Origin of the sequence: Flavobacterium sp. YJ01, assembly GCF_029320955.1 — a bacterium.
Taxonomy (GTDB): domain Bacteria; phylum Bacteroidota; class Bacteroidia; order Flavobacteriales; family Flavobacteriaceae; genus Flavobacterium.
This window is the reverse complement of the sequence record NZ_CP119757.1, coordinates 2,299,457-2,325,675: the sequence shown is the minus strand read 5'-3', so window position 1 is coordinate 2,325,675 and position 26,219 is coordinate 2,299,457. Positions and strand designations below refer to the sequence as shown.

Here is a 26,219-nt window from a genome sequence, read left to right as displayed (position 1 = left end):
TATTTTTAATTTAGTTTTTTTGAAAAGTTCCACAAACGTTAAATAATATAATTAAAGAATTTTCTTCTTAAATAAAACCAAAAAATAAATTACTTTTATCTGAATTTAATTTGTATTTTGCTGTAAGGCTTTTGACGGCAAAACGTATTAAATTTTTCATTTGTTAACCAATTAACTCTAGATAAAGTGAAAGTAAAAGGTTTAGTTCTCGTATTTTGTGTGTTTTTTATTTTTCAATCCTGCGGCAGAAAATCAGCAGCAGATTTCAACTCCGATTTTTCATTATTTAAAGATTACATAACCAGTTTTACTGGCGGAATCGTTTCTTCGGATTCAGATATTCGCGTGGTTTTGGCTTTCAATAAAAACGATTGGAAACCTAATCAGGAATTAGACGACGATTTGTTTGATATTTCGCCAAGTGTTCACGGAAAAGTAGTAGCACTTTCGACTAATACATTAGCTTTTATTCCAGAGAAAAAACTAAAAGCGGGAACAGAATATCAGGTTACTTTAAACTTAGATAAGCTGACTGCCATTCCAAAAGAGAAAGAAAAAGAATTGTCTAAATTCAATTTTACGGTTAAAACTGTAAAACAGGATTTTACCATAAATACAGGCGATATTCAATCTTACAGTAAAGAATATCAATATCTAAATTGTGTTTTAAAAACGGCAGATAATATTGATTTAGAAACCGCTAAAAAACTGGTTGAAGCTAAACACAATGGAAATAATCTTAAAATTAAATTTGAGAAAACAAACGGGCCTGCAAAAGAATTTCGTTTTATAATTGATAGTATTCAGCGTCAGTCAGAAGCTTCTAATCTGGAAATTATTTATGACGGAAATGATTTTGACATTGACCAGAAAGGACAAATCGATTTCCCGATTACAAGCATCAACGAATTTAAAGTTATAAAGGTTGAAGTTCCAGACGGAAACAATCAGCAGGTTTTAATTAATTTTTCTGAACCTTTAGAAAAAGGTCAGGATTTTGCTGGATTGGTTTCGATTCAAAACACCAATAATCTGAAATTTTCAACACAAGGAAATTTACTGAAAGTTTATTTTACCAATCAAAATGCGCCTAAAAAAGCAGATCCAGTTACGGTTGTTGCAGAAGAACCAGCTGCAGTTGCTGTAGATTCGGCTTCTGTTGTAGTAGATTCAGCAGCAGTTGCAGTAGATTCAGCCGCCGCAGTTGTAGAAGATGCCGTTGAATATGTACCAGACGAAGAACCAGAACAAGTTGTTACGGGCGAATTATTATTGGAAGTTTTTCAAGGAATAGAAAGTCAATATGGCAAAAAACTGGAAAACAATTACAGTGAAAAAATTTCTTTTGATCAGATAAAACCAAACGTTCGTTTTATTAAGAACGGAACGATTCTGCCAAGTTCAAATAATTTAAAACTGAATTTTGAGGCCGTAAATCTGAGTGCTGTCGATGTAAAGGTTTATAAAATCTACAAGAACAATATTCTGCAATTTCTTCAATACAACGAATTAAATGGCGGACAGAATCTCAAAAAAGTAGCGCAGCCAATTGCTAAAACCACGCTAAATTTAAGGGAAAGCACGCTCGTAAATTTAGCAAAATGGAATACGTATGCCTTAGATTTATCTAAAATCATCAAACCAGAACCGGGAGCAATTTACAGAGTTGAATTTGTTTATAAAAAGAAATACTCGCTTTACAAATGTGAAACATCAGAAGGAAATGACGATGAAACCGAGGAAGAAGAAGTTGATGAAAACGACGTAAACTACAGCGGTAACTCTTACGACGATTATTACTATTATGATGATTACGATTGGAGAGAAAGTCAAGATCCTTGTACAGGTTCATACTATTATAATGCGAGAATTGCGACTAATATTTTAGCGTCAGATTTAGGAGTTATTGCAAAAAGAGGCGAAAACAAATCATATTTATTTGCTGTAAACAATATCGTTACAACTGAGCCAGTTTCAAACGCAAGAGTAGATTTATACAATTTCCAACAGCAAAAAATTGCAACAGAAGCAACAAGCAGCGAGGGAATTGCATCTTTTCAACTAGATAAATTCGCCTATTTTGCCATTGTAACTTTAGGCGATCAGTCGACTTACGTGAAATTAGACGACGGACTTTCATTGTCGGTAAGTAATTTTGATGTTGCTGGTGAGACTTTACAGAAAGGTTTAAAAGGATTTATTTATGGAGAAAGAGGCGTTTGGCGTCCTGGAGATAATCTGTATTTATCATTTATTTTGAATGATGCGGCAAATAAACTTCCAAAATCACATCCAATTAAATTCAGATTAAATGATCCAAACGGAAAAACAGTTTATCAAACCGTTCAAAAAACAAACGATTTAAATCATTATGCCTTTATAGTGCCAACAAACCAAGATGCACCAACAGGAAATTGGGAAGCAATGGTAAGCGTTGGAGGCGCTAAATTCTATAAGAGTATTAAGATTGAAACCATTAAACCAAATCGTTTAAAAATCAAAAATACCTTTAGCAGAAAAACACTTTCAGCTTCGTATCCAAATACAGATAATCTTGAAGTAACATGGCTTCATGGTGCAATTGCTAAGAATTTGAATGTAGAAATGCAGGCGAAATTCTCTCAGCAAAGCACAACATTTAAAAGCTATGAAAAATATACTTTTGATGATTTAGCACGACAATTCAGCACAGAAGAAATCAATATTTTCTCCGGAAAATTAAATGAAAGCGGAAAAGCATCAGTAAACATTCAGCCAAGATTGCAAGGTCAGGCACCGGGAATGCTTCGCGCTTCATTCATTACAAAAGTATATGAAGAAGGAGGAGATTTTAGTACAGATGTCATGTCAACAACTTATTCTCCATACAAAACGTATGTTGGGCTTAAAACGCCGGAACTGAACAAATATAGTATGCTTGAAACGAGAGCAAACAATCGTTTTGAAGTGGTTACGGTTGATGAAAACGGAAGACCAAAATCGGTTCGTAATCTAGAAGTAAGAGTTTACAAAGTAGACTGGAGATGGTGGTGGGATTCTTCGAGCGATAATTTATCAAATTACAATTCTTCGAATGCAACAACTTCTTATAAAACATTTGTAATCAATACCGATTCTAGCGGAAAAGGAAGTTTTCAGTTTGCTTTGGCAGATGAAGAATGGGGACGTTATTTAATTCGTGTTGCTGATCAGCAAGATGGTCATGCATCATCTTTGACTGTAAATATCGATTGGACAATCTGGTCTGGAAAAACACGAAACAGAGATGCTTCTACTGCGAATATGTTGGTTTTTTCTACCGATAAAAAGAATTATGCAGTTGGAGAAAAAGCACAAATTTCTTTCCCATCAAGTGAAGGCGGACGCGCATTGATTTCTATCGAAAATGGATCAAGAGTCGTGCAAACTATTTGGGCTGAAACCAAAAACGGAGAAACAAAAGTTGAGGTTCCAATTACAGGAGCAATGGCGCCAAATGTCTATTTTAATATTACCTTATTACAGCCTCATGCTTCAACCAAAAACGATTCGCCAATTCGTATGTACGGAATTGTGCCGATTGAAGTTGTAGATAAAAACACCATTCTGGCACCAACTCTAAATATTCCAGATGTATTAAGACCAGAACAGCCATTTACAGTAAAAGTGGGTGAGAAATCAGGTAAAGAAATGACCTATACAATCGCAGTTGTAGATGAAGGACTTCTGGATTTAACACGTTTTAAAACTCCAAATGCATGGGATAGTTTTTATGTTCGTGAAGCTTTAGGAGTAAAAACATGGGATGTTTACGATGATGTAATTGGCGCTTACGGCGGAAAAATAAATCAGATTTTCAGTATTGGTGGTGACCAGGATTTAGGAGGCGGAAAGGCTAAAAAAGCTAACCGTTTTAAACCTGTAGTATTGTATTACGGACCATTTAAATTAGGAAAAGGAGAAACAAAATCGCATCAATTAAAACTGCCAAAATATATTGGTTCAGTTCGAACAATGGTTGTGGCTGGAGACGCAAATACAAGTGCTTACGGAAGTGTTGAAAAAGCAACGCAAGTTAAGAGTCCGCTGATGGTATTGGCTTCATTACCAAGAAAAATTTCGCCGTCAGAAAAAGTAACTCTTCCAGTAACGGTTTTCGCAACTGAAAATAAAATCAAAAATGTTTCAATTCAGGTAAAAACCAGCAACGGATTGAAAGTAATGGGAAGTGCGGTTCAAAAGCTGAGTTTTGCACAGCCAGATGAAAAAATGGCGTATTTTAATTTGGTTGTCGGTTCTGCGACTGGAATTGCAAAAGTTCAGGTAATCGCAACATCTGGAAGCGAGAAATCAACTTATGATGTTGAAATCGATATGACAAATCCAAATCCGGTTACGAGTACTTTTACAGATGTTGTTTTAACGCCAAATAGTACAAAAACAATTTCATGGAAAACGTTTGGAATTGCTGGAAGTAATAAAGCAAGATTAGAAGTTTCATCAATGCCGTCAATGAATTTGAATGGAAGATTACAATTCTTAATTCAATATCCGCATGGTTGTGTGGAACAGACAACTTCGTCAGTATTCCCGCAATTATATTTAGGCGATGTTGCTGATATTGATGCGAAACGTAAAGATTTAATTCAAAAAAATATTGCGGCTGGAATTCAGAGATTAGGTAATTTCCAATTATCAAATGGAGGAATGCCGTACTGGCAAGGAAATGCAATTGCAGACGATTGGGGAACTTCGTATGCAGGACATTTCTTGATCGAAGCAGAGAAAAAAGGTTATGTGTTACCAATTAATTTCAAATCGAAATGGCTTTCTTATCAGCAGAAAGAAGCAAAACAATGGCGTTTTGAACCAAAATATGGAAATGATTTAGCACAGGCTTATCGTCTGTATACATTAGCTTTAGCTGGAAATGCCGATTTATCAGCTATGAATAGATTACGTGAAACAAAAGGTATTTCTAATGAAAGTATGCTTCGTTTGGCAGCAGCTTATGTTTTAGCTGGACAAAAATAGGCTGGACAGAGTTTGTTCTTGAAAACCAGTATTGATGGAAGTTCAGATGGATACAGTTATTACTATTATGGTTCAAGCGAAAGAAACCGAGCAATGGCTTTGGAAACGATGCTTCTTTTGGATCAAAAACAAAAGGCGTTTGTAACAGCTTCTAAATTAGCTAAAGAAATGTCAGCAAATCAATGGATGAGTACGCAGACAACTGCCTACTGTCTATATGCAATGTCGAAATTTGCTGTAAGCAATGGTCCGAAAGGAATCAATATTCAATTTAATAAAAATGGAAAAGGCGAAACGATAAACACAGGTAAATCGGTTGCAGATCGCAGTTTGTCTGTTGCTTCTGGAATAAATAGTATTACGTTGAAAAACAATAAAGCCAATACGGTTTATGTTCGTGTGTTGAATACAGGAATATTGCCAATCGGACAAGAAAATGCTGTTCAAACAGATGTTACAGCTTCTATTGTTTTCAAAAATAGAAAAGGAAGTGTTATTAATGTTTCAAGAATCAATCAGGGAACAGAATTTGTTGCTGAGGTTACGATTAAAAACCAAAGAGGAGAAAGCATTCAAAATGTAGCTTTATCACAGATTCTGCCTTCTGGATTCGAAATTGTAAATACTCGTTTCACAGATTATGGAGATGCTGTAAATAACATTGCAGATTATATTGATATCCGAGATGATAGAACAAATTTCTATTTCGGAATGAAAGCCAGAGAAACAAAAGTTTTCAGAATTCTGCTAAACGCATCGTATTTAGGAAATTATTATTTACCTGGATTACAATGTGAAGCAATGTACGATAACACTTTCCTAGCCAGAACAAAAGGATTTTGGGTTGAGGTTGTGAAGTAAATTTATGTAGTTAAACGTATCCTAACAGGTTTCCAAAACCTGTTAGGTATTATATTAAGTTTTTAGGAAAAGAAAAAACATACCTAACAGGTTTTGGAAACCTGTTAGGATAATAAAAAGAATAGGATTGTGGAGAAAGATGTTTTTGAGGCGGGACAATATTATCATGTTTATAATCGAGGAAATAATAGTGAGAATATTTTTGTTGAAGAGAAAAACTACAGTTATTTTTTAGAAAAACTCAAAAAATATATTTTGCCAATTGCTGATGTCTATGCTTATTGTTTACTCAAAAATCATTTTCATATTGTTCTGAGAATAAAAGATAAAATTGATTTACCTGAAAAATTTAAAGGAAAAATACATCTGCCATTTTCCAATTTATTCAACTCTTATTCTAAAAGTATAAACAAGGCATATAATAGAACAGGAAGTTTATTTCAGGAACATTTGCAAAGAAATAGAATCGAAAATGAAGAATATTTGAAGCAATTAATCTTATATGTTCATTTGAATCCGGTCAAGCATAAGTTTTTTAAAGATTTTCACTCGTATAAACATTCATCTTATTGTTCTTATTTATCAGATAAATCAAGTAGTATCGATAGAGAGTTTATTTTAAAATTATTTAATGATTTAGAAAATTTTATATTTTGCCATGATGAAAGAAAGTTGATTTATAAAGGCGTGCTTAGTGATGTAAATTTACTTGATCAATAGGAAATTATATTCGGCTATCCTAACAGGTTTCCAAAACCTGTTAGGTATATTATATATACAAACAAGAAAATTTTATTTTTCTTTTAGGAATGAATAAGGAATACCTAACAGGTTTTGGAAACCTGTTAGGATATGAAATAACAATGTAATTTTGAAAAATAAATTAAAAGCGTTTTTCCAACGCATCATAAACTGGATCAAAAGAAATAAAATAAAATCAGCAATTGCATTTCTGCTCTTGCTGATTTACTATTTTTCGATACCTCGAACTTTATTCAAAGAACCCTATTCAACAGTTATAGAAAGTAAAGAAGGAGAACTTCTTGGCGCTAAAATTGCACACGACGGACAATGGCGTTTTCCGGCTCAGGACAGCGTTCCAGATAAATTCAAGAAATGCATTGTATATTTTGAAGATGAATATTTCTACAAACATCCCGGTTTTAATCCTGGCGCGATGATCAATGCTTTTAAACAAAACAGAAAAGCAGGAAAAGTGGTTAGAGGCGGAAGTACGCTGACTCAGCAAGTCATTCGATTATCCCGAAAAGGAAAAAACAGAACCTATTTCGAAAAAATAATAGAAATTATTCTCGCTACAAGATTAGAATTAGGATATTCTAAAGATGAAATTCTCGAAATGTACGCTGCACACGCGCCTTTTGGAGGAAATGTCGTGGGACTGGAAATGGCTTCATGGCGTTATTTCGGAGTGCAATCGAATCAGTTATCATGGGCAGAAAATGCAGTTTTAGCCGTTTTGCCAAATGCGCCAAGTTTAATTTATCCAGGAAAAAATCAGATAAAATTACTAAAGAAAAGAAACCGACTTCTGTTAAAACTGCATCAGGAAGGTATAATAGATAAACAGACGTACGAACTTTCAATAGAAGAGCCTTTGCCCCAAAAACCGTATGATCTTCCTCAAATTGCGCCGCATTTACTGCAGAGAGTAGCTAAAAATGAAGAAGGAATACTTGTAAAGACTACGATTGATTATGCTTTGCAAAATCGTGTCAATCAAATTGCAAGATATTATTACAATCAGTACAAACAAAATGAAGTTCATAATCTGGCAATTTTGGTAATTGATGTTCAAACTCGAAATGTGATGAGTTACGTTGGAAATTCACCAACAGATAAAGATCATCAAAAAGATGTTGATATTATTGATGCTCCAAGAAGTACAGGAAGTATTTTAAAACCGCTTTTGTATGGCGCAATGTTAGATGACGGCGAATTATTGCCCAATACTTTAGTAGCTGATATTCCAACGCAGATTTCGGGATATACGCCTCAAAATTTCAATCTAACTTTTGACGGCGCTGTACCTGCACATCGTGCATTATCGCGTTCGCTGAATATTCCTGCAGTTTTAATGCTTCAAGAATTTACGGTCAATAAATTTTACGAAGAATTGCAAAAGTTTAAATTAAAGAACATTAATAAAACGCCTGATCATTATGGTTTGTCCCTGATTTTAGGAGGCGCCGAAAGTAATTTGTGGGATCTATGCCGAACGTATGCAAATCTTTCGTCTACGGTCAATTATTACACAAAAAACAAAGGGCAATACCGAACTAACGAATTTGCCGAGCTAAACTATAAAAACGATTTTAAGGCCGATTTTGGTTCAGAAACCAATCAAAAGAATATTCTGGGAGCAGGATCAATTTGGTTGACTTACAACGCAATGGAAGAGGTTAATAGGCCTGACGGAGACGAAGCTTGGAAGTTTTATGACAGTTCTTTAAAAATTGCATGGAAAACAGGAACAAGTTTTGGAAATAGAGATGCGTGGGCTATTGGAACCAATTCAAGATATGTAGTTGGAATTTGGGTTGGAAATGCGACGGGTGAGGGAAGGCCGACTTTAACTGGAGTTACGAGCGCTGCACCAATTTTATTTGACGTTTTTAATTTACTGCCAAGACAAAGATGGTTTGATACTCCCTATAATGATTTAGCCGAAGTTGAGGTTTGCCGTTTAAGCGGTTATCTGGCAAAAGACAATTGCCCTAAAATTAAACAATGGGTTACTAAAAAAGGTAAATCGACCAAGGTCTGCCCATATCACAGAACAATTCATTTAGATAAGACAGAACAATTTCAGGTCAATAGTAGTTGTGAAAGTATCGAAAATATTGTTACTAAAAATTGGTTTGTACTGCCTCCTGTTATGGCTTGGTATTACAAAAGCCAGCATATCGAATATTTGCCGTTACCGCCATTTAAAGAAGGTTGTGAGGGAACACAAACCACTACAATGGATTTTATTTATCCGAAAGCGAACAGTAAAATTTATTTAACGAAAGATTTTAACAGCAACGTACAGCCCGTAATTTTAAAAGTAGCTTATTCTGAAAGAGATAAAGAATTATTCTGGTATGTTGATGATGTTTATAAAGCAACAACCAAAACATTTCATGAACTGCCTATTACGCCAACAACAGGAATACATTATATTACAGTTGTTGATGCTTCTGGAAATGAAATTAGAAGGAAAATTGAAATTGTGAGGGAATGATTTTAGAATAAATTCCAAAAACGTTTCGTTATAAGCTATTGTATGTCAGGCTGAGCGAAGTCGCAGCACACGTTCCAATTGGAGTGCCCTTCGACTTCGCTCAGGTTGACATTAGTATTCAAATTACTTTTTAAATATAGTTTTTGAACATAAATTTCCGCCACGAATTACACCAATTGACACAAATTAATTCGTGCAAATTCGTGTAATTCGTGGCGAAAAAAAAAGACACAAAAAAACCGCCAATCTCACGAAAGGCGGTTTTGTTTTTTTATTCTGAAATAACATTTCCTTTTTTGTCGTAGAAATGATATTCTAAGTACGTGTAAGCGTCACGAGGTATGATTTTCACCCATTTCTTATGTTCAAAAAACCATTTTGAACGTAATGATGGAAAACCTTTGCTGAGGTATGCAGCCACAAACGGATGTGTATTAAGCACAACTTTATTGTGGGTTTTTAAAAGTCTTTCTAAATCAGAGGTGATCTTGTCAATTATTAATATCGGTGCTTCAATTTCACCATTAACTTTATTCGGATCTTCTTCTCTAGTTTTTATATTAACTTCTGGTCTTACTCGCTGTCTTGTAATCTGGACTAAACCAAATTTACTTGGCGGTAATATTTTATGCTTTGCTTTATCGTCGCTCATTTCTTCTCGCAAGAAGTCGAACAAAACTTTCCTGTTTTCAGGATTAGACATATCGATAAAATCAACAACTATAATTCCGCCCATATCTCGAAGACGTAACTGTCTTGCGATTTCTGCTGCAGCAATCATATTTACTTCCATGGCTGTGTCTTCTTGGTTGGTCGCCTTGTTGGAACGGTTTCCGCTGTTTACGTCTATAACGTGAAGAGCTTCAGTATGTTCAATGATAAGGTAAGCCCCTTTACTCATAGAAACGGTTCTTCCAAAAGAAGTTTTGATTTGTCTCTCTATATTGTATTTCTCAAAAATTGGAGTGTCATTTGATTGATAAAACTTAACAATCGATTGTTTCGAAGGTGCAATTTCTTGCAGATATTCCTTCGTTTGGTGGAACAACTCTTCATCATCTATTTGAATACCGCTGAAGGTATCATTGAATACATCTCTTAATATTGAAGAAGCTCTATTAAGCTCTCCTAATACTTTTGATGGATGATGAGCAGTTGGTAATTTTTTACACATTGCAGACCATCTGCCAAGCAGGTTCTGCAAATCTTTTTCTAATTCGGCTACGTTTTTGCCTTCGGCTACTGTGCGAACAATAACACCAAATCCTTTAGGTTTGATCGATAGAACAAGTTTTTTTAGACGATCCTTTTCTTTTTTGTCTTCTATTTTCTGAGAAATAGAAACGCGATCAGAAAAAGGAACTAGAACGATAAATCTTCCGGCAAGAGAAAGCTCAGCACTTATTCTTGGACCTTTGGTTGATATAGGTTCTTTAACTACTTGAACTAAAACAGATTGATTGGCACTTAAAATATCAGTAATGATGCCATCTTTGTCAATCTCTTTTTCAAACTGAAAGGTTTTTAGGGAGAAATCTTTTATTTTACCTGCGCTTACAAGTTTTATGAATTTCAGCTGAGAAGCTAAGTTTGGGCCTAAATCGTGATAATGTAAAAAGGCATCTTTTTCGAAGCCTACATTTACAAAAGCGGCATTAAGTCCGGCAACTGGTTTTCTGATTTTGGCAATAAAAATATCACCAACCTGAAAATTGCTTTTCTCTTCTTCTTTGTGTAATTCAATTAGTTTTCCATCTTTTAATAAGGCAAAATCTACGGCTTCAGAACTAGATCTAATGATTAATTCTTTATTCACACTGTAAATTTTTATCCGTGAATAGGTTGTCGGTTGTTTGTTGATAGCTGTTGGTAAAGAAAACCAAAAACCAAAAACCAAGAACCATCAACTTCTACAAGGATGGATTAAACAATATTTTTAACAGGTATTAACCCGGAGAAAACTAGCTGGCAGTTTGCAGTTTTAAGTTGTCAGCAGACCGAAGACTATAAACTGATGACTGAATACTAATTTTCAATTTCAATGAACGTTTAAAAAGAAAAAAGTAGTTTAAAACTACTTTTTCTTTTTGTGACGGTTAGCTCTCGCTCTTTTCTTACGTTTGTGAGTAGCTACCTTATGTCTCTTTCTTTTTTTACCACTTGGCATATCGTGTCTGATTTATGTTAATTAATATTATTTTGCTTCGTTGTTTGTTTTAACTCCTTCTACAAAAACTTTTGCAGGTTTAAACGCAGGAATGTTGTGTGCTGGAATTTTAATTGTAGTGTTTTTAGAAATGTTTCTTCCAGTCTTTTCAGCTCTAGTTTTTACGATAAAACTACCAAAACCTCTTAGGTAAACATTGTCTCCAGTTTCTAAAGAAGTTTTAACTTCTTCCATAAAAGTTTCTACTGTTGCTTGAACGTCTCCTTTTTCAAGACCTAGTTTCTCTGAAATTTTCGCTACGATATCTGCTTTCGTCATTTTCTTTCCTATTTTATTTTATAAATGGTGTACTATTTTTTTGAGTTTGCAAATATAGGAATTAAAAAAATAATTAATCAAGCTAATTCGTTAAATTTTAATTACATAAACATTTACTTTTGTATTCTAAGTATTTTGCAATGGATTTTCATAACATATTGATAAAATGGTATTTACGAAACAAGCGTGATTTGCCGTGGCGAAAAACGGTCGATCCTTACCAAATTTGGCTCTCAGAAATTATGCTTCAGCAGACAAGAGTTGCGCAGGGAATGCCTTATTTTTTCTCGTTTACTAAGGAATTTCCTACTGTAAAACATTTGGCAGATGCCTCAGAAGAAAAGGTTTTAAAACTTTGGCAAGGTTTGGGATATTATTCGAGAGCTAGAAATCTTCATAAAACGGCTCAATTTATAAGTAATGATTTAAATGGAGTTTTTCCTGATTCGTATAAAGAACTTTTGAAACTTAAAGGAGTTGGCGAATATACAGCTGCTGCGATTGCTTCTTTTTCTTATAATGAATCTGTTCCTGTTGTAGACGGAAATGTATTTCGTGTCTTATCGCGTTATTTTGATATCGAATCTGATATTGCGCTGCCAGCAACTAAAAAAGAGTTTACCGCTTTGGCGCAAGAATTAATGCCAAAAGATAATCCTGCGATTTTTAATCAGGCAATTATGGAGTTTGGAGCTTTGCAATGCGTGCCTAAAAATCCAGATTGTTCTGTTTGTGATTTTAATGAAAGCTGCGCAGCATTACAAAAAGGAAAAGTAAATATGCTTCCCGTAAAATCTAAAAAGGTAAAAATTACCAATAGATACTTTAATTATTTGATTTTAGAAGATTCTTCTGGAAATACCATAATAGAAAAAAGAACGGCAAAAGGAATCTGGCATAATTTATATCAATTTCCTCTTTTAGAAACAGAATCTATTGTAGATTTTGAGGTGATTTCAAAAAAAGCAAAGGAAGAAATTTTTTCTACCTATAATATAATAAGTATAGAAGATTGTCATGAATCGACAGTTGTACACAAACTTTCGCATCAACATCTTCATATACAATTTTGGAAAATTAAAATAAAAGAGAAAATTGAAAACGGAATTGATGCCGAAAAATTAAAAACTTTTCCTTTCCCTATTGTGATTTATAATTTTATAGAAAAGCAGGAAATAAATTGCTAAAAAAATGTATCTTTGGTAGAAATACCACCTAAACTATGAACGGAACATTAAATAAAGTGATGCTTATTGGCCATTTGGGAGATGATGTAAAGATGCATTATTTTGATGGAGGAAACTGTATCGGACGGTTTCAGTTGGCTACTAATGAAGTTTATATTAATAAAACAACCAACGAAAAGATTACTTCGACAGAGTGGCACAATTTGGTTGTTCGCAATAAAGCAGCAGAAATCTGCGAAAAATATCTTTCTAAAGGAGATAAAATTTATGTAGAAGGAAGAATAAAATCTCGCCAATGGCAAGCTGAAGACGGTACAACAAAATATACAACCGAAATTCAGGTTACCGAGTTTACTTTCCTGACAACCAAAAAAGAAACTGCACATACAAAACAAAATCAAGATACAGAGTCAGTAAAAAACACTAACTTTGATGCTGCAAATGAAGGGCTTCCAATTAACGACTTGCCTTTCTAAGATGTTTAACTAATTTTATGCAATTTGGACCCAGAGCCCAGTTTACTTTTTACTACAAATTTTGACGCTAATTTTATAATTGGTTTCGTCGCAATACTCATTTTATTATTTCTTTCAGCGATCGTTTCAGGTGCTGAAGTTGCTCTTTTTTCTTTATCTCAAAAAGATATTGAGGATACTTTAAATGATAATCTTGTTAAAGGCAAAATTATTTCCAACTTATTAGATAGACCTAAAAAACTTCTGGCAACTTTGCTTGTTGCTAATAATTTCTTCAATATTGGCGTTGTCATTTTGTTTGCTTACATGGGACCGAATATTTTTGCTAATGTTAGTTCTGTTGCGCTTAGATTTACTCTTGAAGTAATTTTGGTTACTTTTTTAATTTTGCTTTTTGGCGAGGTCCTTCCAAAAGTTTATGCGAGCCGTAATAGTGTGCGTTTTGCAAAAGGAGTTGCTTATCCGTTAGCTTTTTTAGATAAAGTGCTTTCGCCGATAAGTTTGCCAATGAGAGCGCTTACTTTATATTTGCAGAATAAATTAGGAAAACAAAAGAATAATTTTTCAATCAATCAACTTTCTCAGGCTTTAGAATTGACCGATTCTGAAGGGACTTCTACAGAAGAACAAAAAATTCTGGAAGGAATTGTTTCTTTCGGAAATACCGACACAAAACAAGTTATGAGTCCGAGAATTGATATTTTTGCATTAGAAATATCAGAGACTTTTGCAGAGATTTATCCTAAAATAATCGAAACTGGATTCTCGAGAATTCCGGTTTATCGTGATAATATTGATCAGATTGAAGGAGTGCTTTTTGTAAAAGATTTATTGCCTCATATTGATAAAGAAGAATTTGATTGGGCATCTTTAATTCGAGAAGCTTTCTTTGTTCCGGAGAATAAAAAACTTGATAATTTATTAAAAGATTTTCAGAGTTTAAAAAGTCATTTGGCAATTGTTGTAGACGAATATGGCGGGACTTCAGGCTTAGTTTCTTTAGAAGATGTAATTGAAGAAATAGTTGGAGATATTAGTGATGAATTTGATGACGAAAATCTGAATTTCTCGCAGATTGATGAAAAAAATTTCCTTTTTGAGGGAAAAATAAACCTTAAAGATTTTTATAGAATTGTAGATGTTGATGAAGATATTTTTGAATCTCACAAAGGAGAAGCAGAAACTTTGGCAGGATTTATTCTAGAAATATTAGGTAATTTTCCGAAAAAAGATCAAAAAGTGCCTTTTGAAAACTGTGTTTTTACTGTAGAAACAGTTGATAAAAAACGTGTAAAACAAATAAAAGTAACCATAAATTAAAATGTTAAACAGAATACTTTCAATAACTGCAATTTTGCTTGCGCTAACAGTTATAAGCTGTAAAAACGATGTTTTGCCAAAACCGGCAAGTTATCTTCGTTTAGATTACCCAGAAGCAAAATATGTGAATTTTGAAAACAATTGTCCTTTTGCTTTCGAAATGAATGAAGCAGCAATAATTAAAGGAGAAAAAGAATGCGGTTTTGCAATAAATTATCCTAAAATGAAAGCGACAATTTATTTGACGTATAAACCTGTAAATGGCAATATTGATAAATTGCTTCGAGATGCTCAAAAACTAACTTATGAGCACGTTATTAAAGCTGATGACATCTTGGAACAACCGTATTTAAATCCACAAAAAAAGGTTTACGGAATGTTTTACCAAGTTGACGGAAATGCAGCAACAAACTCTCAGTTTTACGTTACAGACAGCACAAAACACTTTTTAATTGGTTCTGTATACTTTTATGCAAAACCAAATTTTGACTCAATTATGCCAGCGGCGAGTTATGTTAAAAATGATATGCAGCGTTTGATGGAAACATTGAAATGGAAATAAAAACAATAAAAAAGGATTCAAATTGAATCCTTTTTTATTGTTTAATCTCAAGTTAAGACTTAAAATTCGAAACTTTATATGTTTTTCCATCTCCCGTTTCCTGAACCACTTTTGTTAAAGATTCTGGGTTTTGGATGGTTTTGTCAAAACTTATTGTTGCTGTTTTTTTATCAAAATCAACAGCAGCTTTTTCAACTCCGTCAAGATTTGCTAATTCTTCTTCGATTGTTTTGGCGCATCCAACAGCACAAGTCATTCCGTCGATTGTGAAACTTGCTGTTTGAAGGTTTTCAGCCGCGATTGGTTTGTGTTCTTTTGGAGCGCTTTTTTCTGCATTTACAACTTGAAGGCTTTTGTCTTCTTCTTTTTTGCAGCTAACAAATACTAAACCAGCGATTGTGGCAGCGATTAAGATTTTTGAAATTTTCATTATATATAAATTTAAATTGCGATTTCTTTCTTGCAAAATTAGTAAAAAGAGAGCGGTCAGTTCGTAAAATAATTACAAATTTGCAGTAAAATGCAATTTATGGAAACAAAACAGTTAAAGTGGATTTACCTAACGATTCTTTCTCTTATTTGGGGAAGTTCTTTTATTCTGATAAAAAAAGGATTGGTTGGCTTAACTGCTATTCAGGTCGGATCTTTCCGAATTATTTTTGCAGCGCTGTTTTTATTGATTGTAGGTTTTAATAGCTTAAAGAAAATTTCCCGTCGCCAATGGAAGTATGTCGCCATAACTTCTGTCTTTGGGACTTTTATGCCAGCTTATCTTTTTGCTATTGCCGAAACGAAGGTCAATAGCTCAATTGTAGCAATTTTAAATTCGCTTACGCCTTTAAATACATTGGTTTTAGGAATTGTAGCTTTCGGAATTCAATTTCAAAAACGTCAAGTCTTGGGTGTTTTTATTGGCTTGATTGGATGTTTGATTTTGGTTTTGAGTGGAGATTCTACTTCGGGAAGTCAAAATTATGTATATGTTCTTTTGGTTGTAATTGCAACGCTGAGTTATGCAATCAATGTAAATTTGATTAAAAAGTATTTACACGATCTAAACTCGCTTAGCATTACGACAGGAAATTTTGCGGTTTTGTTTTTGCCTGCTCTAATTATTTTAAGTACAACAGATATTAGTCAGACCTTTCATTCTGAAGAAACGCAGCATTCTATTTTATTTGTAATGATTTTAGGGGTTTTAGGAACGGGAATTGCAAATGTTGTTTTCTTTAAATTAATTCAAATGTCTTCTCCTGTATTTGCAACTTCTGTAACGTACTTAATTCCAATTGTAGCTTTCTTTTGGGGACTTTTAGATAATGAAATGCTAACGCCAATTCAATCTCTAGGCGCTTTTATTATTTTGATTGGGGTTTATTTGTCGGCGAAGAAGTAAAATCTAAAAATACATGTCACCCTGAGTGAAGTCGAAGGGCGCGCTAATTGGAACGGGACTTAGACTTCGTTCAGTCTGACAAAACTTAATGTATAAAAAAAGCTTTGTCAAAGTTTTAAACTTTGACAAAGCTCTTAAAATCTTAGAAGCTTAGTATCTCAGAATCTTAGCATCTTTTAAAGAAAATCTTTCTCAGTAACTCCTTCATTTATCTTGACATCAGACATTTTAATATCTAATTCAAAACCAACATTCTGAATTAAATTAAAAGGGACTTTAATGCCTTTAACTTCTTTATAATCATTGAAATTAGTGATTTGTGTAGCCGATTTTCCGCCTTGTTCGCGAACTTTAGATTCTGCTGTTTTTAAACCAGATTTAACGTCGTAATAATAAGTGGTTTTACCATCTTTAATTACATACGCATCGCTTCCGTTGATTGGTTCAATTCCTTCTACTTTCAAATCAGTTCTTTTAACGAGCTGTAATTCTTCAAAAGGAGCGGCATTGGCTTTCATTTCGGCTAAATCAGCGCCTTCAAGGTTTTTTCTTTGTCCTTGTTGTTCAACGTATGCGCCTTTTTCATTAACAACCTGCTTCATTAAATTCATAGTTCCCATAGAAAGAGAAACCATCATTTTGCCTTTTGAATCTAATTTAGATGTAAAAGTCAATGGAGTGGGAGCTTGCGGAATAGTTGTTGAACCTTCCATGTAAAGTGTTTTAACGGCAGTAACCGCTTTTTCTCCACCAATTGCTTTGATGTAATTTTCGAAAACTGTTTTTGCAGTAATGTCTTTTGGAGCTTCTTTTTTTGTTGAAGGTTTTTCAACCGGATTTCCGAATTTGTCGAAATAAGAAATCGGAATATTCAATTTTTCTAAACTAGAAATCACATCAGAACCTTTTCCGACAACTACAATTCTCATATTGTCCAAAAGGAAATATTTGTTTGCAACACGATAGATATCGTCAGCTGTTACATTGTTGATTGTTTGGATATATTTTTCGTAGAAATCAGCTGGAAGTTTTTCCGTTTCAATATTTAAAGCATAACGTGCAACAGCTTGTGGTTTTTCAACCTGCATTACAAATCTTCCGATATAACCCGCTTTTACATTTCGTAAAACTTCAGGATCAACTCTTTCTGTTCTAATGCGCTTGATTTCTTTTATAAATTGAACAACAGCGCTGTCTGTAACGCTATTTCGTACTGCAGAAGAAGCCTTAAATTTTGTTACATATTTTCCGCTTCCAATGCTTGAGTTTGCGCCATAAGTCCAAGCGTGCTGCTCGCGTAAATTCATGTTTAAGTAACTATTGAAATCTCCACCCAAAATCTGGTTTGCAATTACGGCAGGAAAAAAATCCGGATCGCTCATTTTTAAATTAACCGTATTTACTAACGAAATTTCAGATTGAACCGCATTTGGAACATCTACAAAATCAATTTGTAAATTAGAAACATTTGTCGGATCAGGATAGCTATTTTTTGGAGCAACTTGTTTTTTCCATCCGTTGAATAATTTTTCAACAGCGTTTTTTACTTCCTTAAACTTAACATCGCCAATAACTACTAAATAAGCATTTTCTGGAACAAAATACGTTTTGTAATTGTTTTGAACGTCTTCTAATGTTACATTTTTCACAGTTTCTTCCGAAAGATATTCTCCCGTTGGATGGTTTTTTCCAAACGCTAAAACATCTACGACTCTGTTTGAGATAGCTGGAACGCTTTTTTCATCGGCTTTAAGGCCTTCTAAAAGTTTTGCTTTCTCTTTGTCAAATTCAATTTGAGTAAAATTTGGTTGCAAAGCGCCTTCAGCTAAAAGTTCTAGAACACGTCCAGAATATTTTGATAATGCACTTGCATAGGCGCCTTGCGAAGTAAAGTTGATGTTAGCTCCGTAGAAATCAATTTCTTCATTAAAAGCTTCTTTGGTTGTTTTTTTGCTTCCGTTTCCGATTAGGCTGCTTGTTAATTCGTCAACACCTTTTTTATTGCCCTCGGTAAATGGCGCATTGTCTAAAGTAAGTGTAAAACTTACTCTAGGTAATTTATGGTTTTCAACAACTAAAACCTTCATTCCGTTTGATAAAACAAAAGTCTGCGGTTTTTTGATGTTGACTACTGGGGCGTTTCCTGGTTTGGGTTGTGGACGATCTTGTGCTTGCATGATACCAGTTACGAATAAAAGGATTAAAAAAGTATATATTGTTTTCATGATTCGATATTCTTAGTTTTGAGATTTAGGCGTAGGAATGTAATCTAAAATTAAGCGTTGATTCGGATTTAAATATTTCTTGGCAACTTCTCTAATTTCTTCTCTCGTAATAGAATGATAAATATCTATCTCAGTATTGATTAAGTTAACATCGCCGTAAAGTAAATAATAAGAAGCAAGATTTTCAGCAATTCCTTCTACGCTTGAATTTGCATTCACATAATTATTATCGAATTTGTTTTGTAGTTTTTCGTAGTCTTTCTCAGAAATTAAATCGGTTTGAATTTTTACAATTTCTTCGTCCATTTCCTTTAAAATATCGGTAGTGGTTTTTGGCGCCATTGGTAAACCATATAATATGTAGGTTCCGTAATCTTCTTGACTAAAACCTACAGCGCCGATTTGCAATGCCATTTTTTTGTCGTCAACAATCTTTTTATAAAGTTTAGAGCTTTTTCCGTCACTTAAATAAGAAGAAATCAAATCTAAAACCCTCGCATCTCTAGTTTTCATAGAAGGCGTTCTGTACGAAGCAACAACCATCGGAATCTGAATGTTCGGATCTTCGTAAGTTGCTTTAATCGTCTGCGTGATTGGTTCTTCGGTAAAAGTTTGTTTTTTAACTTCTTCGCCTCTTGGAATTGGTCCGAAGTATTTCTGAATCCATTCTTTGGTTTTGGTTTTTTCGAAATCTCCTGCAACAACTAAGACAGCATTGTTTGGAGTATAGAATTTTTTATTGAAAGCTTGAAATTCTTCTAAAGTTGCAGCATCCAAATCTTTCATTGAACCAATTGTGGTCCATCTGTAAGGATGATTTTTGAACATATTTTTCTTAACCTCCGAAAGAATATTTCCGTACGGCTGATTGTCGTAACGCATTCTTTTTTCTTCCTTAACAACTTCGTTTTGAGTGTCAACACCAATTTTATTAATAATAGGATGCATTAATCTTTCAGATTCCATCCATAAACCAAGTTCTAGGCTGTTAGAAGGAAAAACTTCGTAATAATATGTTCTGTCATCAGAAGTGTTGGCATTATTTACTCCTCCATTAGCCGTAACAATTTTCATCCATTCTCCGCGTTTGATGTTTTGAGTTCCTTCGAACAATAGATGCTCAAAAAAGTGAGCAAATCCAGTTCTGTCAGGACGTTCGTCTTTTGAACCAACATGGTACATTACAGATGTAATAACAACTGGAGCAGAAGGATCATTGTGCAGAATGACATGCAGGCCGTTATCTAAATTGTATTCTTCAAAAGCTACTTTTTGAGCATGAGCAACTCCGCCAAGCATTAATGCAGCACTTAACATCATTATTGATTTTTTCATAAAGATTAATAAATTTATATATCAAACAAAGAGTAGGTAGACCAGAGTTGATTTTAGTTACATCAAAAATAGTTTTTTTTAATTATCAATTGCAGTTTTGTTTGCAATTAGATGGTATTTTAACAATATTTTACTTTAAATAAAATGAATTTTGACTCTAAAAGTGCTTGATATACAGTGTTTTTTGCGAATCAAATATTTTTGCTTTTAAGGATTGCATAGTAAATTTTTAGTTGTATATTTGCAACCTTAAAAATCAATAAATCAATTTGGTATGTATGCAATCGTAGAGATAGCAGGGCAACAATTTAAAGTAAGCAAAGACTTAAAGGTTTATGTTCACCGTTTAGCTAATGAAGAAGGTTCAAAAGTTTCTTTTGACAAAGTTCTTTTATTAGATGATAACGGAAATGTAACTTTAGGCGCCCCAGCTATAGAAGGTGCTTCGGTAGAAGCTAAAGTGTTACAACACTTAAAAGGTGATAAAGTTATCGTTTTCAAAAAGAAAAGAAGAAAAGGATACAAAAAAAGAAATGGTCACAGACAATATCTTACACAAATTGTAATTGAAGGTATTACTGCAGCAGGAGGAACTAAAAAAGCAGCAGCTAAAAAAGCGGTTGTAGCAGAAGAAGCAGCTACTGAAGAAGTAGAAGCTCCTAAAGCTAAAAAAGCAGCTCCAAAAGCAAAGAAAGAAGCTACTAAAGAATAATAACAATATTTAAACTCATACGTCATGGCTCACAAGAAAGGTGTCGGTAGTTCGAAGAATGGTAGAGAATCAGAATCAAAACGTCTAGGCGTTAAGATTTATGGTGGACAAGCTGCTATTGCTGGGAACATCATCGTTAGACAAAGAGGTTCAAAACACAATCCAGGTGAAAACGTTTACATTAGTAAAGATCACACACTACACGCAAGAGTAGCTGGAGTTGTTAAGTTCCAAAAGAAAAGAGATAACAAATCTTATGTATCTATTATTCCTTTCGAGGCTTAATAATTTAAGATTACTTTTTATAAAAAACCCGTTCAGAAATGATCGGGTTTTTTGTTTTTTATTATTTTAAGATTAATTAACCACAATCTTGTCATCCTGATGAACGAGGGATCTTCGCAAGTAGCTCTACAAAGATTGGTCATTGCGAGGGACGAAGCAATCTCACGTGCTAAATCAATTATGGATCATTGTTAGTGCGGTTGCTTTGTTCCTAGCAATGACAAGATTGTGAAAAAAAACCTTTGTCAAAGTTTTAAACTTTGACAAAGGTCTATAAGATTTATTCTAAGCTGATAAGAATTGGAATTTGGAATTTTTAATTTGGAATCTTATTCGTCAGTATCTTCAGTTTCTTTCAAATCCTCAGTCTTGCGTCCAACTTTTACTTTAGGATTATCCTGAGTTCCAGTAACAGTTAACGGAATTCCGAAAAGACCAAAAGGAGGAAGTCCTAAACGCATTTTTAAGTTCAGTTTTCCGTCTAAGCTTGTTGTTCCTTCAATTCTTGGTCTAAAGCCAGCAAATTTAAATTTAAAACGGTCTACAGTGATGATATTGTTTTTAACGGTAGTTTTAATATCTACTTTAGAAAGATCTGGATTTTTCATTTTTTCAGAACTCGTTTGTTTGCTTACGGCATTAAACATTTTTAGTCCTCGAACTTTTACATCTTTTACAGAAAGTGTTCCTCCTCCCACAAGTGAAGGATAAACGGGTTCCATTTTCGAGTTTAAGCGTCCTTTCAGTTTATAATCTAAAGAAACAATTCCTTGAGCTTTTTCTGCTGCACTTGCCATTTTTCTGAAAACTTCAATTTCATTGTAAGCTCTTTTAATATCAAAATCAGAAGCTTTTATAGCATAGTCAAAATTGGCTTTTTTAGTTGTTACAGCTTGATAATTGGCATTCATGTCAACTTTGCATCCAATTAAATCGAAACCTGTATTTTGCATCGTTAGTTTTCCTTTGTTCATTTTTAGATTTCCAACAGCGCTGTTTAAAGTCAGTTTGTCAAAATTGACTTTTTGTGCATTTGCTAGCAATTGTAAATCTAAGTTTGTTGGAATTACGATAACGCCAGTTTCGTTTGTTTCTGTTTCTTTTTTAGGAGTTGGATTTTGAGTTTGCGTTACAGGTGTGCTTTCAGGTGCATTAGACATGAATTCGTCGATATTAATATATCTTGAAGTCACTTTAAAAGAACCTCTTAAAACGCCTGTATTTGTCGTTACATAATTAATGACATTTTGAAGATAGCCATTCATTCTAAAATCAGATTGCCCGTAAGCTGCCAAGAAATTATTGAACGACATTTTATCTTGATTGATTTTGAAAATCCCTTCTTTAATCACAAACTTCTTTGGAAGAAATTCCGAAGCAATTCCGATATTTCTCAATTCAAGAGTTCCTTTATTGTGCAATTTGCCGTAATTTCCTTTTTCAGCATCGCTTTGTTTCCCTTTCAAAACCAAATCTGCTTTTACGAAACCATCTAAATCCAGTCCTTTTTGAGAGAATACTTTATAGATTTTGTTGACGTCTAATTCGCCTTTTGCCTTTACATCATAAGTTAAATCGTCAAAATTGCTAAGATCAGCTTCAACAAAAACCGGTTTTCCTTCAAAAGTAAATTGAGTTGGTTTTAGATTTACTTTCAAATCCTGAAAAGTTCCTTTTTGATTTTCAATTTTAGATTTGATAGTAATATTGGTAATCGGATTTGGATAATACGGCGTTTTCAAATAACCATTTTCCAAATTGATTGTGCCATTCGTTACAGGAAAACGTTTGTTTTTTTGGTCAAATACTCCGTTGGTTTTTATATCGCTAACTAAATTTCCTTTCAGCTTTATGTCTGGAATTCCAAGAGCATTAATTAATTTTTCAAGATCAATTTTAGCTTTAAAATCACCATTAATATTAGGAGTGTTTACACCTTCAACAATAAACTTCGATTTCAAATAATCTTGATTAATGTTTAATGATAAATTTTTAGCGTCAACCATCACTAAATCTGGATTTAGAGACGGAACTTTAGTTTTAATGTCTAAATTTAAGTTAGAAACAGGAAATGCACTTTTGTTATAATTGACAAAACCATCGTTTATTTTTACATCTAAATTCAAGTCTGGCGCTATATTTTGTGACGTAATATATTTTCCTTTCAAAGTAAAAAGAAGATTGGTATTTCCTTTTAATTCAGTTTGAGCAAGCCAAGTAATGTATTTCGGTGGAAAAGCAGTAAAAACGTCGTACAGCTTGCTGTTGTCCGATTTGATCACAAAATCCATATTGTAGCCATCTTTCAAGATGTCAAATTTTCCTTTAAAATCGACTAAAAGCTGATTAATTTTTAAGTTATTCTGTTGGAAAAAGAACGAAAGCGAGTTGATATTTACTTTTGTAATCAAATCGGCGTCAATCTTTTTGTTCATTAAATATGGTTCATCTTCGTAAACAATATTTAATTTCTCGATTTTAGCTTTTGAATATAAATCGAAAACGGCTTTGTTTAAATCTCCTTTTCCTAAATAATTGAATCCAAAAGCATCAAAATGCACTTTTGTCGACTTATCGTCATAAATAATTTTACTGTTTAAAATCTCAATTCGCTCTAGTTTTAAAGCGGTGTCACTGCTGTCTTTCGATTTAGAAGCTTGTTCCTGCGATTTGTAAATGTTATAGTTAGCCTCTCCATTCGGATTTACTTTTACATTGATGAAAGAATCAGACAAATAAATCTGATCGATTTTTACCGATTTGCTAAAGATTAAACTCGCTACATTTATTCCAAAAGAAACCTCTTTTGCCGTAATAAATTTTTCGTTTTTATACGGAGCTGATCCATTAAGACTTAAATTGTCTAATGTCAAGGTCAGTGAAGGAAAATGGCGAAAAAAAGAAACGGAAACATCAGAATAATTGAGCTCTGCGCTTAGCCTTTCGTTAGCTGTTTTCTTAATTTGTTCTTTAATCTGGTCTTCAAAAATTATTGGCGTTAAAAACAGCAATCCTAAAAGAACAGCGAAAGTGATTCCGAAATACTTCGCAATTTTAAATACGATTGATTTGGATTTACTTTTTTGCATAACGAATTGTGGTATTAAAGTGTAAAATTGGCTTCAAAAAACTTTTGTAATTTATCCGTGTACGGTTTCACTTTTACCATAATTGGTAATAATAGAACCCTCATATTCAATCCATTCTTTCCATCTTTTATCAATGTCAATGTTGTCTTGATATTTTCTTGCAAATCCTAAAAATGTGGTGTAATGACCAGCTTCAGAAATCATCAAATCGCGATAAAATTTAGCTAATTCTGGATCTTGAATGTTTTCAGAAAGTACTTTAAAACGCTCGCAGCTTCTAGCTTCAATCATTGCCGAAAACAATAAACGGTCGCAAAGTGCATCGCGACGGCTTCCGTCTTTTTTCATAAATTTAAAAAGCTCATTTACGTAATGATCTTTTCTCTCGCGCCCTAAAGTAAGTCCGCGTTGTTTTATAATATTGTGAACCATTTGAAAATGTTCCAGTTCTTCTCTTGCAATTTCAAGCATTTCGGTTACAAGTTCTTCAATTTCAGAATTGTAAGTAACAATGCTAATCGCATTTGAAGCCGCTTTTTGTTCGCACCAAGCGTGATCCGTTAAAATTTCTTCGATATTTGACTCAACAATATTTACCCAGCGAGGGTCTGTAGCTAATTTTAATCCCAACATAATTTCCCAGCATTTAGTTCCTGCAAAATTAGTGTTTTTTATTACTAAAAATCAGGAAATATCGTGCGATTGCGCTGAAAAAAGCATTATTTTGTAAGTTGAAACCAATTACAATGAATCAGCTAAAAAAACTTTTAATTATTGGATTTGTCTGGCCTGAGCCAAATTCTTCTGCAGCAGGCGGAAGAATGATGCAATTGATTTTGATTTTCAAGAAAAATGGATTCGAAATTAGTTTTGCCAGCGCCGCACAAGACAGCGATTTTATGGTTGATTTATCTGAATTCGGAGTGATAAAAGAGAATATAGAACTCAATTCTTCAACTTTCGATGATTTTATAAAAGAATTAAATCCAGATGTTGTCTTGTTTGATCGATTTATGATTGAAGAACAATTTGGATGGAGAGTTATCGAAAACTGTCCAAAAGCGATTAGGATTTTAGATACCGAAGATTTGCATTGTTTGAGAACGGCAAGACAAAAAGCATTCAAAGAAAACCGAACTTTTGAATTGATTGATTTATTGTCTGAAGAAGTAGCAAAAAGAGAAATTGCCAGCATTTTAAGATGTGATTTATCTCTGATTATTTCTCAATTTGAAATGAAAATTCTAAAAGATGTTTTTAGAATTAGCAAAGATTTACTTTTTTATCTTCCTTTTTTAGTTGAAAGAATGCATGAAGAGGATCTTTTGAAATTACCTTCTTTTGAAGATCGCAAGAATTTTGTTTTCATTGGAAATTTTCTTCATGAACCCAATTGGAATACTGTTCAGCATTTAAAAGAATCTATTTGGCCTTCGCTGAAAAAGAATTTTCCAGAAGCTATTTTGGAAGTTTATGGCGCTTATCCGTCGCAAAAAGTATTGCAATTGCATCAGCCTAAAAATGGTTTTTATATTATGGGAAGGGCAGAAGATGCAAATGAAATAGTTAAAAAAGCTAGAATTGTTTTGGCGCCGATTCGTTTTGGAGCAGGTTTAAAAGGAAAACTTTTAGAAGCTATGCAATGCGGAACGCCAAGCATAACAACTTCAATTGGTTCGGAAGCAATGCATGAAAATTTATCTTGGAATGGTTTTATTGAAGATGATCCAGAAGAATTTTCAAAAAAAGCAATTGCACTTTATCAAAACGAAAACGTTTGGAAAGAATCTCAAAAAAATGGAATTCAAATTATTAATGAATGTTATCAAAAAAGTAATTATTCAAATGAATTAATTGGATTGGTAAATTCACTTTTAACTGATTCTGAAAATCATCGTCTACATAATTTTATGGGAAATCTGCTTCAGCATCATTCATACAAAAGCACAATGTACATGTCAAAATGGATTGAAGCAAAAAATAAGTAAATTAGCTTTAGTCGCAGTTTTCAGTTGTAGTTTTCAGC

At 33.5% G+C, this 26,219-nt stretch carries 17 protein-coding genes and 1 pseudogene; 11 read left to right on the top strand and 7 right to left on the bottom strand.

Going from position 1 to position 26,219, the window contains the following annotated elements:
- The first annotated feature begins 186 nt into the window (after positions 1–186).
- The 3 genes and pseudogenes from P0R33_RS10155 (at position 187) to pbpC (ending at position 9,121) form a co-directional block, all read left to right on the top strand.
- Positions 187–5,874 (top strand): annotated as a pseudogene (locus P0R33_RS10155) (MG2 domain-containing protein).
- 129 nt (positions 5,875–6,003) lie between these two features.
- Complete coding sequence (locus P0R33_RS10150; RefSeq protein WP_276175323.1) at positions 6,004–6,594, top strand: transposase; 591 nt, start codon at positions 6,004–6,006, stop codon at positions 6,592–6,594.
- A gap of 151 nt (positions 6,595–6,745) precedes the next feature.
- Entirely contained in the window at positions 6,746–9,121 is a 2,376-nt protein-coding gene (gene pbpC, locus P0R33_RS10145; RefSeq protein ID WP_276175322.1) for a penicillin-binding protein 1C, read from the top strand.
- A 271-nt stretch (positions 9,122–9,392) separates the two neighbouring features.
- Here the strand turns inward: pbpC and P0R33_RS10140 are convergent, their stop codons facing one another.
- Both P0R33_RS10140 and P0R33_RS10135 read right to left on the bottom strand, forming a co-directional pair.
- On the bottom strand, positions 9,393–10,937 hold the full coding sequence (locus P0R33_RS10140) for a ribonuclease E/G (RefSeq protein ID WP_053470125.1): 1,545 nt from the start codon (positions 10,935–10,937) through the stop codon (positions 9,393–9,395).
- A 378-nt stretch (positions 10,938–11,315) separates the two neighbouring features.
- Positions 11,316–11,606 (bottom strand): HU family DNA-binding protein, encoded by a 291-nt coding sequence (locus tag P0R33_RS10135; protein ID WP_007805026.1) that lies wholly within the window; start codon positions 11,604–11,606, stop codon positions 11,316–11,318.
- Between the two features lie 140 nt (positions 11,607–11,746).
- Between P0R33_RS10135 and mutY the strand changes: the two genes are divergently transcribed.
- Genes mutY through gldD form a run of 4 tightly spaced genes read left to right on the top strand, consistent with a single transcriptional unit; the run spans position 11,747 to position 15,151 of the window.
- Positions 11,747–12,793: an A/G-specific adenine glycosylase gene (mutY, locus tag P0R33_RS10130; protein WP_276175321.1), complete on the top strand. Its 1,047-nt coding sequence runs from the start codon at positions 11,747–11,749 to the stop codon at positions 12,791–12,793.
- Between the two features lie 35 nt (positions 12,794–12,828).
- Positions 12,829–13,269, top strand: coding sequence for a single-stranded DNA-binding protein (gene ssb, locus P0R33_RS10125; RefSeq protein ID WP_229354612.1), 441 nt, complete (start codon positions 12,829–12,831; stop codon positions 13,267–13,269).
- Between the two features lie 24 nt (positions 13,270–13,293).
- Entirely contained in the window at positions 13,294–14,589 is a 1,296-nt protein-coding gene (locus P0R33_RS10120) for a gliding motility-associated protein GldE (RefSeq protein WP_276175320.1), read from the top strand.
- A 1-nt stretch (position 14,590) separates the two neighbouring features.
- Complete coding sequence (gene gldD / locus P0R33_RS10115) at positions 14,591–15,151, top strand: gliding motility lipoprotein GldD (protein ID WP_276175319.1); 561 nt, start codon at positions 14,591–14,593, stop codon at positions 15,149–15,151.
- Between the two features lie 52 nt (positions 15,152–15,203).
- Here gldD and P0R33_RS10110 read toward each other — a convergent pair whose 3' ends face one another.
- Complete coding sequence (locus P0R33_RS10110; protein ID WP_276175318.1) at positions 15,204–15,581, bottom strand: heavy metal-associated domain-containing protein; 378 nt, start codon at positions 15,579–15,581, stop codon at positions 15,204–15,206.
- Positions 15,582–15,680: 99 nt separating this feature from the next.
- On the opposite strand from P0R33_RS10110, the gene P0R33_RS10105 reads away from it, so the two are divergent.
- Positions 15,681–16,547 carry an EamA family transporter gene (locus P0R33_RS10105; protein WP_276175317.1) on the top strand — a complete coding sequence of 289 codons (867 nt, stop codon included), beginning with the start codon at positions 15,681–15,683 and terminating at the stop codon, positions 16,545–16,547.
- 176 nt (positions 16,548–16,723) lie between these two features.
- Here P0R33_RS10105 and P0R33_RS10100 read toward each other — a convergent pair whose 3' ends face one another.
- Positions 16,724–18,772, bottom strand: coding sequence for a pitrilysin family protein (locus P0R33_RS10100; protein ID WP_276175316.1), 2,049 nt, complete (start codon positions 18,770–18,772; stop codon positions 16,724–16,726).
- A gap of 12 nt (positions 18,773–18,784) precedes the next feature.
- Positions 18,785–20,107: a pitrilysin family protein gene (locus P0R33_RS10095; protein WP_276175315.1), complete on the bottom strand. Its 1,323-nt coding sequence runs from the start codon at positions 20,105–20,107 to the stop codon at positions 18,785–18,787.
- A gap of 274 nt (positions 20,108–20,381) precedes the next feature.
- On the opposite strand from P0R33_RS10095, the gene rplU reads away from it, so the two are divergent.
- Both rplU and rpmA read left to right on the top strand, forming a co-directional pair.
- Positions 20,382–20,819, top strand: coding sequence for a 50S ribosomal protein L21 (rplU, locus tag P0R33_RS10090; protein ID WP_073412831.1), 438 nt, complete (start codon positions 20,382–20,384; stop codon positions 20,817–20,819).
- A 24-nt stretch (positions 20,820–20,843) separates the two neighbouring features.
- Positions 20,844–21,104, top strand: coding sequence for a 50S ribosomal protein L27 (rpmA, locus tag P0R33_RS10085; protein ID WP_012023622.1), 261 nt, complete (start codon positions 20,844–20,846; stop codon positions 21,102–21,104).
- Between the two features lie 329 nt (positions 21,105–21,433).
- Here the strand turns inward: rpmA and P0R33_RS10080 are convergent, their stop codons facing one another.
- Both P0R33_RS10080 and P0R33_RS10075 read right to left on the bottom strand, forming a co-directional pair.
- A complete protein-coding gene (locus tag P0R33_RS10080) occupies positions 21,434–24,193 on the bottom strand; it encodes an AsmA-like C-terminal region-containing protein (protein WP_276175314.1) in 2,760 nt (919 codons plus the stop codon).
- Positions 24,194–24,244: 51 nt separating this feature from the next.
- On the bottom strand, positions 24,245–24,826 hold the full coding sequence (locus tag P0R33_RS10075; RefSeq protein ID WP_111367873.1) for a tRNA-(ms[2]io[6]A)-hydroxylase: 582 nt from the start codon (positions 24,824–24,826) through the stop codon (positions 24,245–24,247).
- A 113-nt stretch (positions 24,827–24,939) separates the two neighbouring features.
- On the opposite strand from P0R33_RS10075, the gene P0R33_RS10070 reads away from it, so the two are divergent.
- Complete coding sequence (locus tag P0R33_RS10070) at positions 24,940–26,181, top strand: glycosyltransferase family 4 protein (protein ID WP_276175313.1); 1,242 nt, start codon at positions 24,940–24,942, stop codon at positions 26,179–26,181.
- Positions 26,182–26,219 lie beyond the last annotated feature (38 nt).

What these genes read in the sequence shown, in the direction of transcription:
- P0R33_RS10135 (WP_007805026.1), bottom strand. Translation starts at nt 11,606, where the DNA reads ATGACGAAAGCAGATATCGTAGCGAAAATTTCAGAGAAACTAGGTCTT.
- mutY (WP_276175321.1), top strand. Translation starts at nt 11,747, where the DNA reads ATGGATTTTCATAACATATTGATAAAATGGTATTTACGAAACAAGCGT.
- ssb (WP_229354612.1), top strand. Translation starts at nt 12,829, where the DNA reads ATGAACGGAACATTAAATAAAGTGATGCTTATTGGCCATTTGGGAGAT.
- gldD (WP_276175319.1), top strand. Translation starts at nt 14,591, where the DNA reads ATGTTAAACAGAATACTTTCAATAACTGCAATTTTGCTTGCGCTAACA.
- P0R33_RS10110 (WP_276175318.1), bottom strand. Translation starts at nt 15,581, where the DNA reads ATGAAAATTTCAAAAATCTTAATCGCTGCCACAATCGCTGGTTTAGTA.
- P0R33_RS10105 (WP_276175317.1), top strand. Translation starts at nt 15,681, where the DNA reads ATGGAAACAAAACAGTTAAAGTGGATTTACCTAACGATTCTTTCTCTT.
- P0R33_RS10100 (WP_276175316.1), bottom strand. Translation starts at nt 18,772, where the DNA reads ATGAAAACAATATATACTTTTTTAATCCTTTTATTCGTAACTGGTATC.
- P0R33_RS10095 (WP_276175315.1), bottom strand. Translation starts at nt 20,107, where the DNA reads ATGAAAAAATCAATAATGATGTTAAGTGCTGCATTAATGCTTGGCGGA.
- rplU (WP_073412831.1), top strand. Translation starts at nt 20,382, where the DNA reads ATGTATGCAATCGTAGAGATAGCAGGGCAACAATTTAAAGTAAGCAAA.
- rpmA (WP_012023622.1), top strand. Translation starts at nt 20,844, where the DNA reads ATGGCTCACAAGAAAGGTGTCGGTAGTTCGAAGAATGGTAGAGAATCA.
- P0R33_RS10080 (WP_276175314.1), bottom strand. Translation starts at nt 24,193, where the DNA reads ATGCAAAAAAGTAAATCCAAATCAATCGTATTTAAAATTGCGAAGTAT.
- P0R33_RS10075 (WP_111367873.1), bottom strand. Translation starts at nt 24,826, where the DNA reads ATGTTGGGATTAAAATTAGCTACAGACCCTCGCTGGGTAAATATTGTT.
- P0R33_RS10070 (WP_276175313.1), top strand. Translation starts at nt 24,940, where the DNA reads ATGAATCAGCTAAAAAAACTTTTAATTATTGGATTTGTCTGGCCTGAG.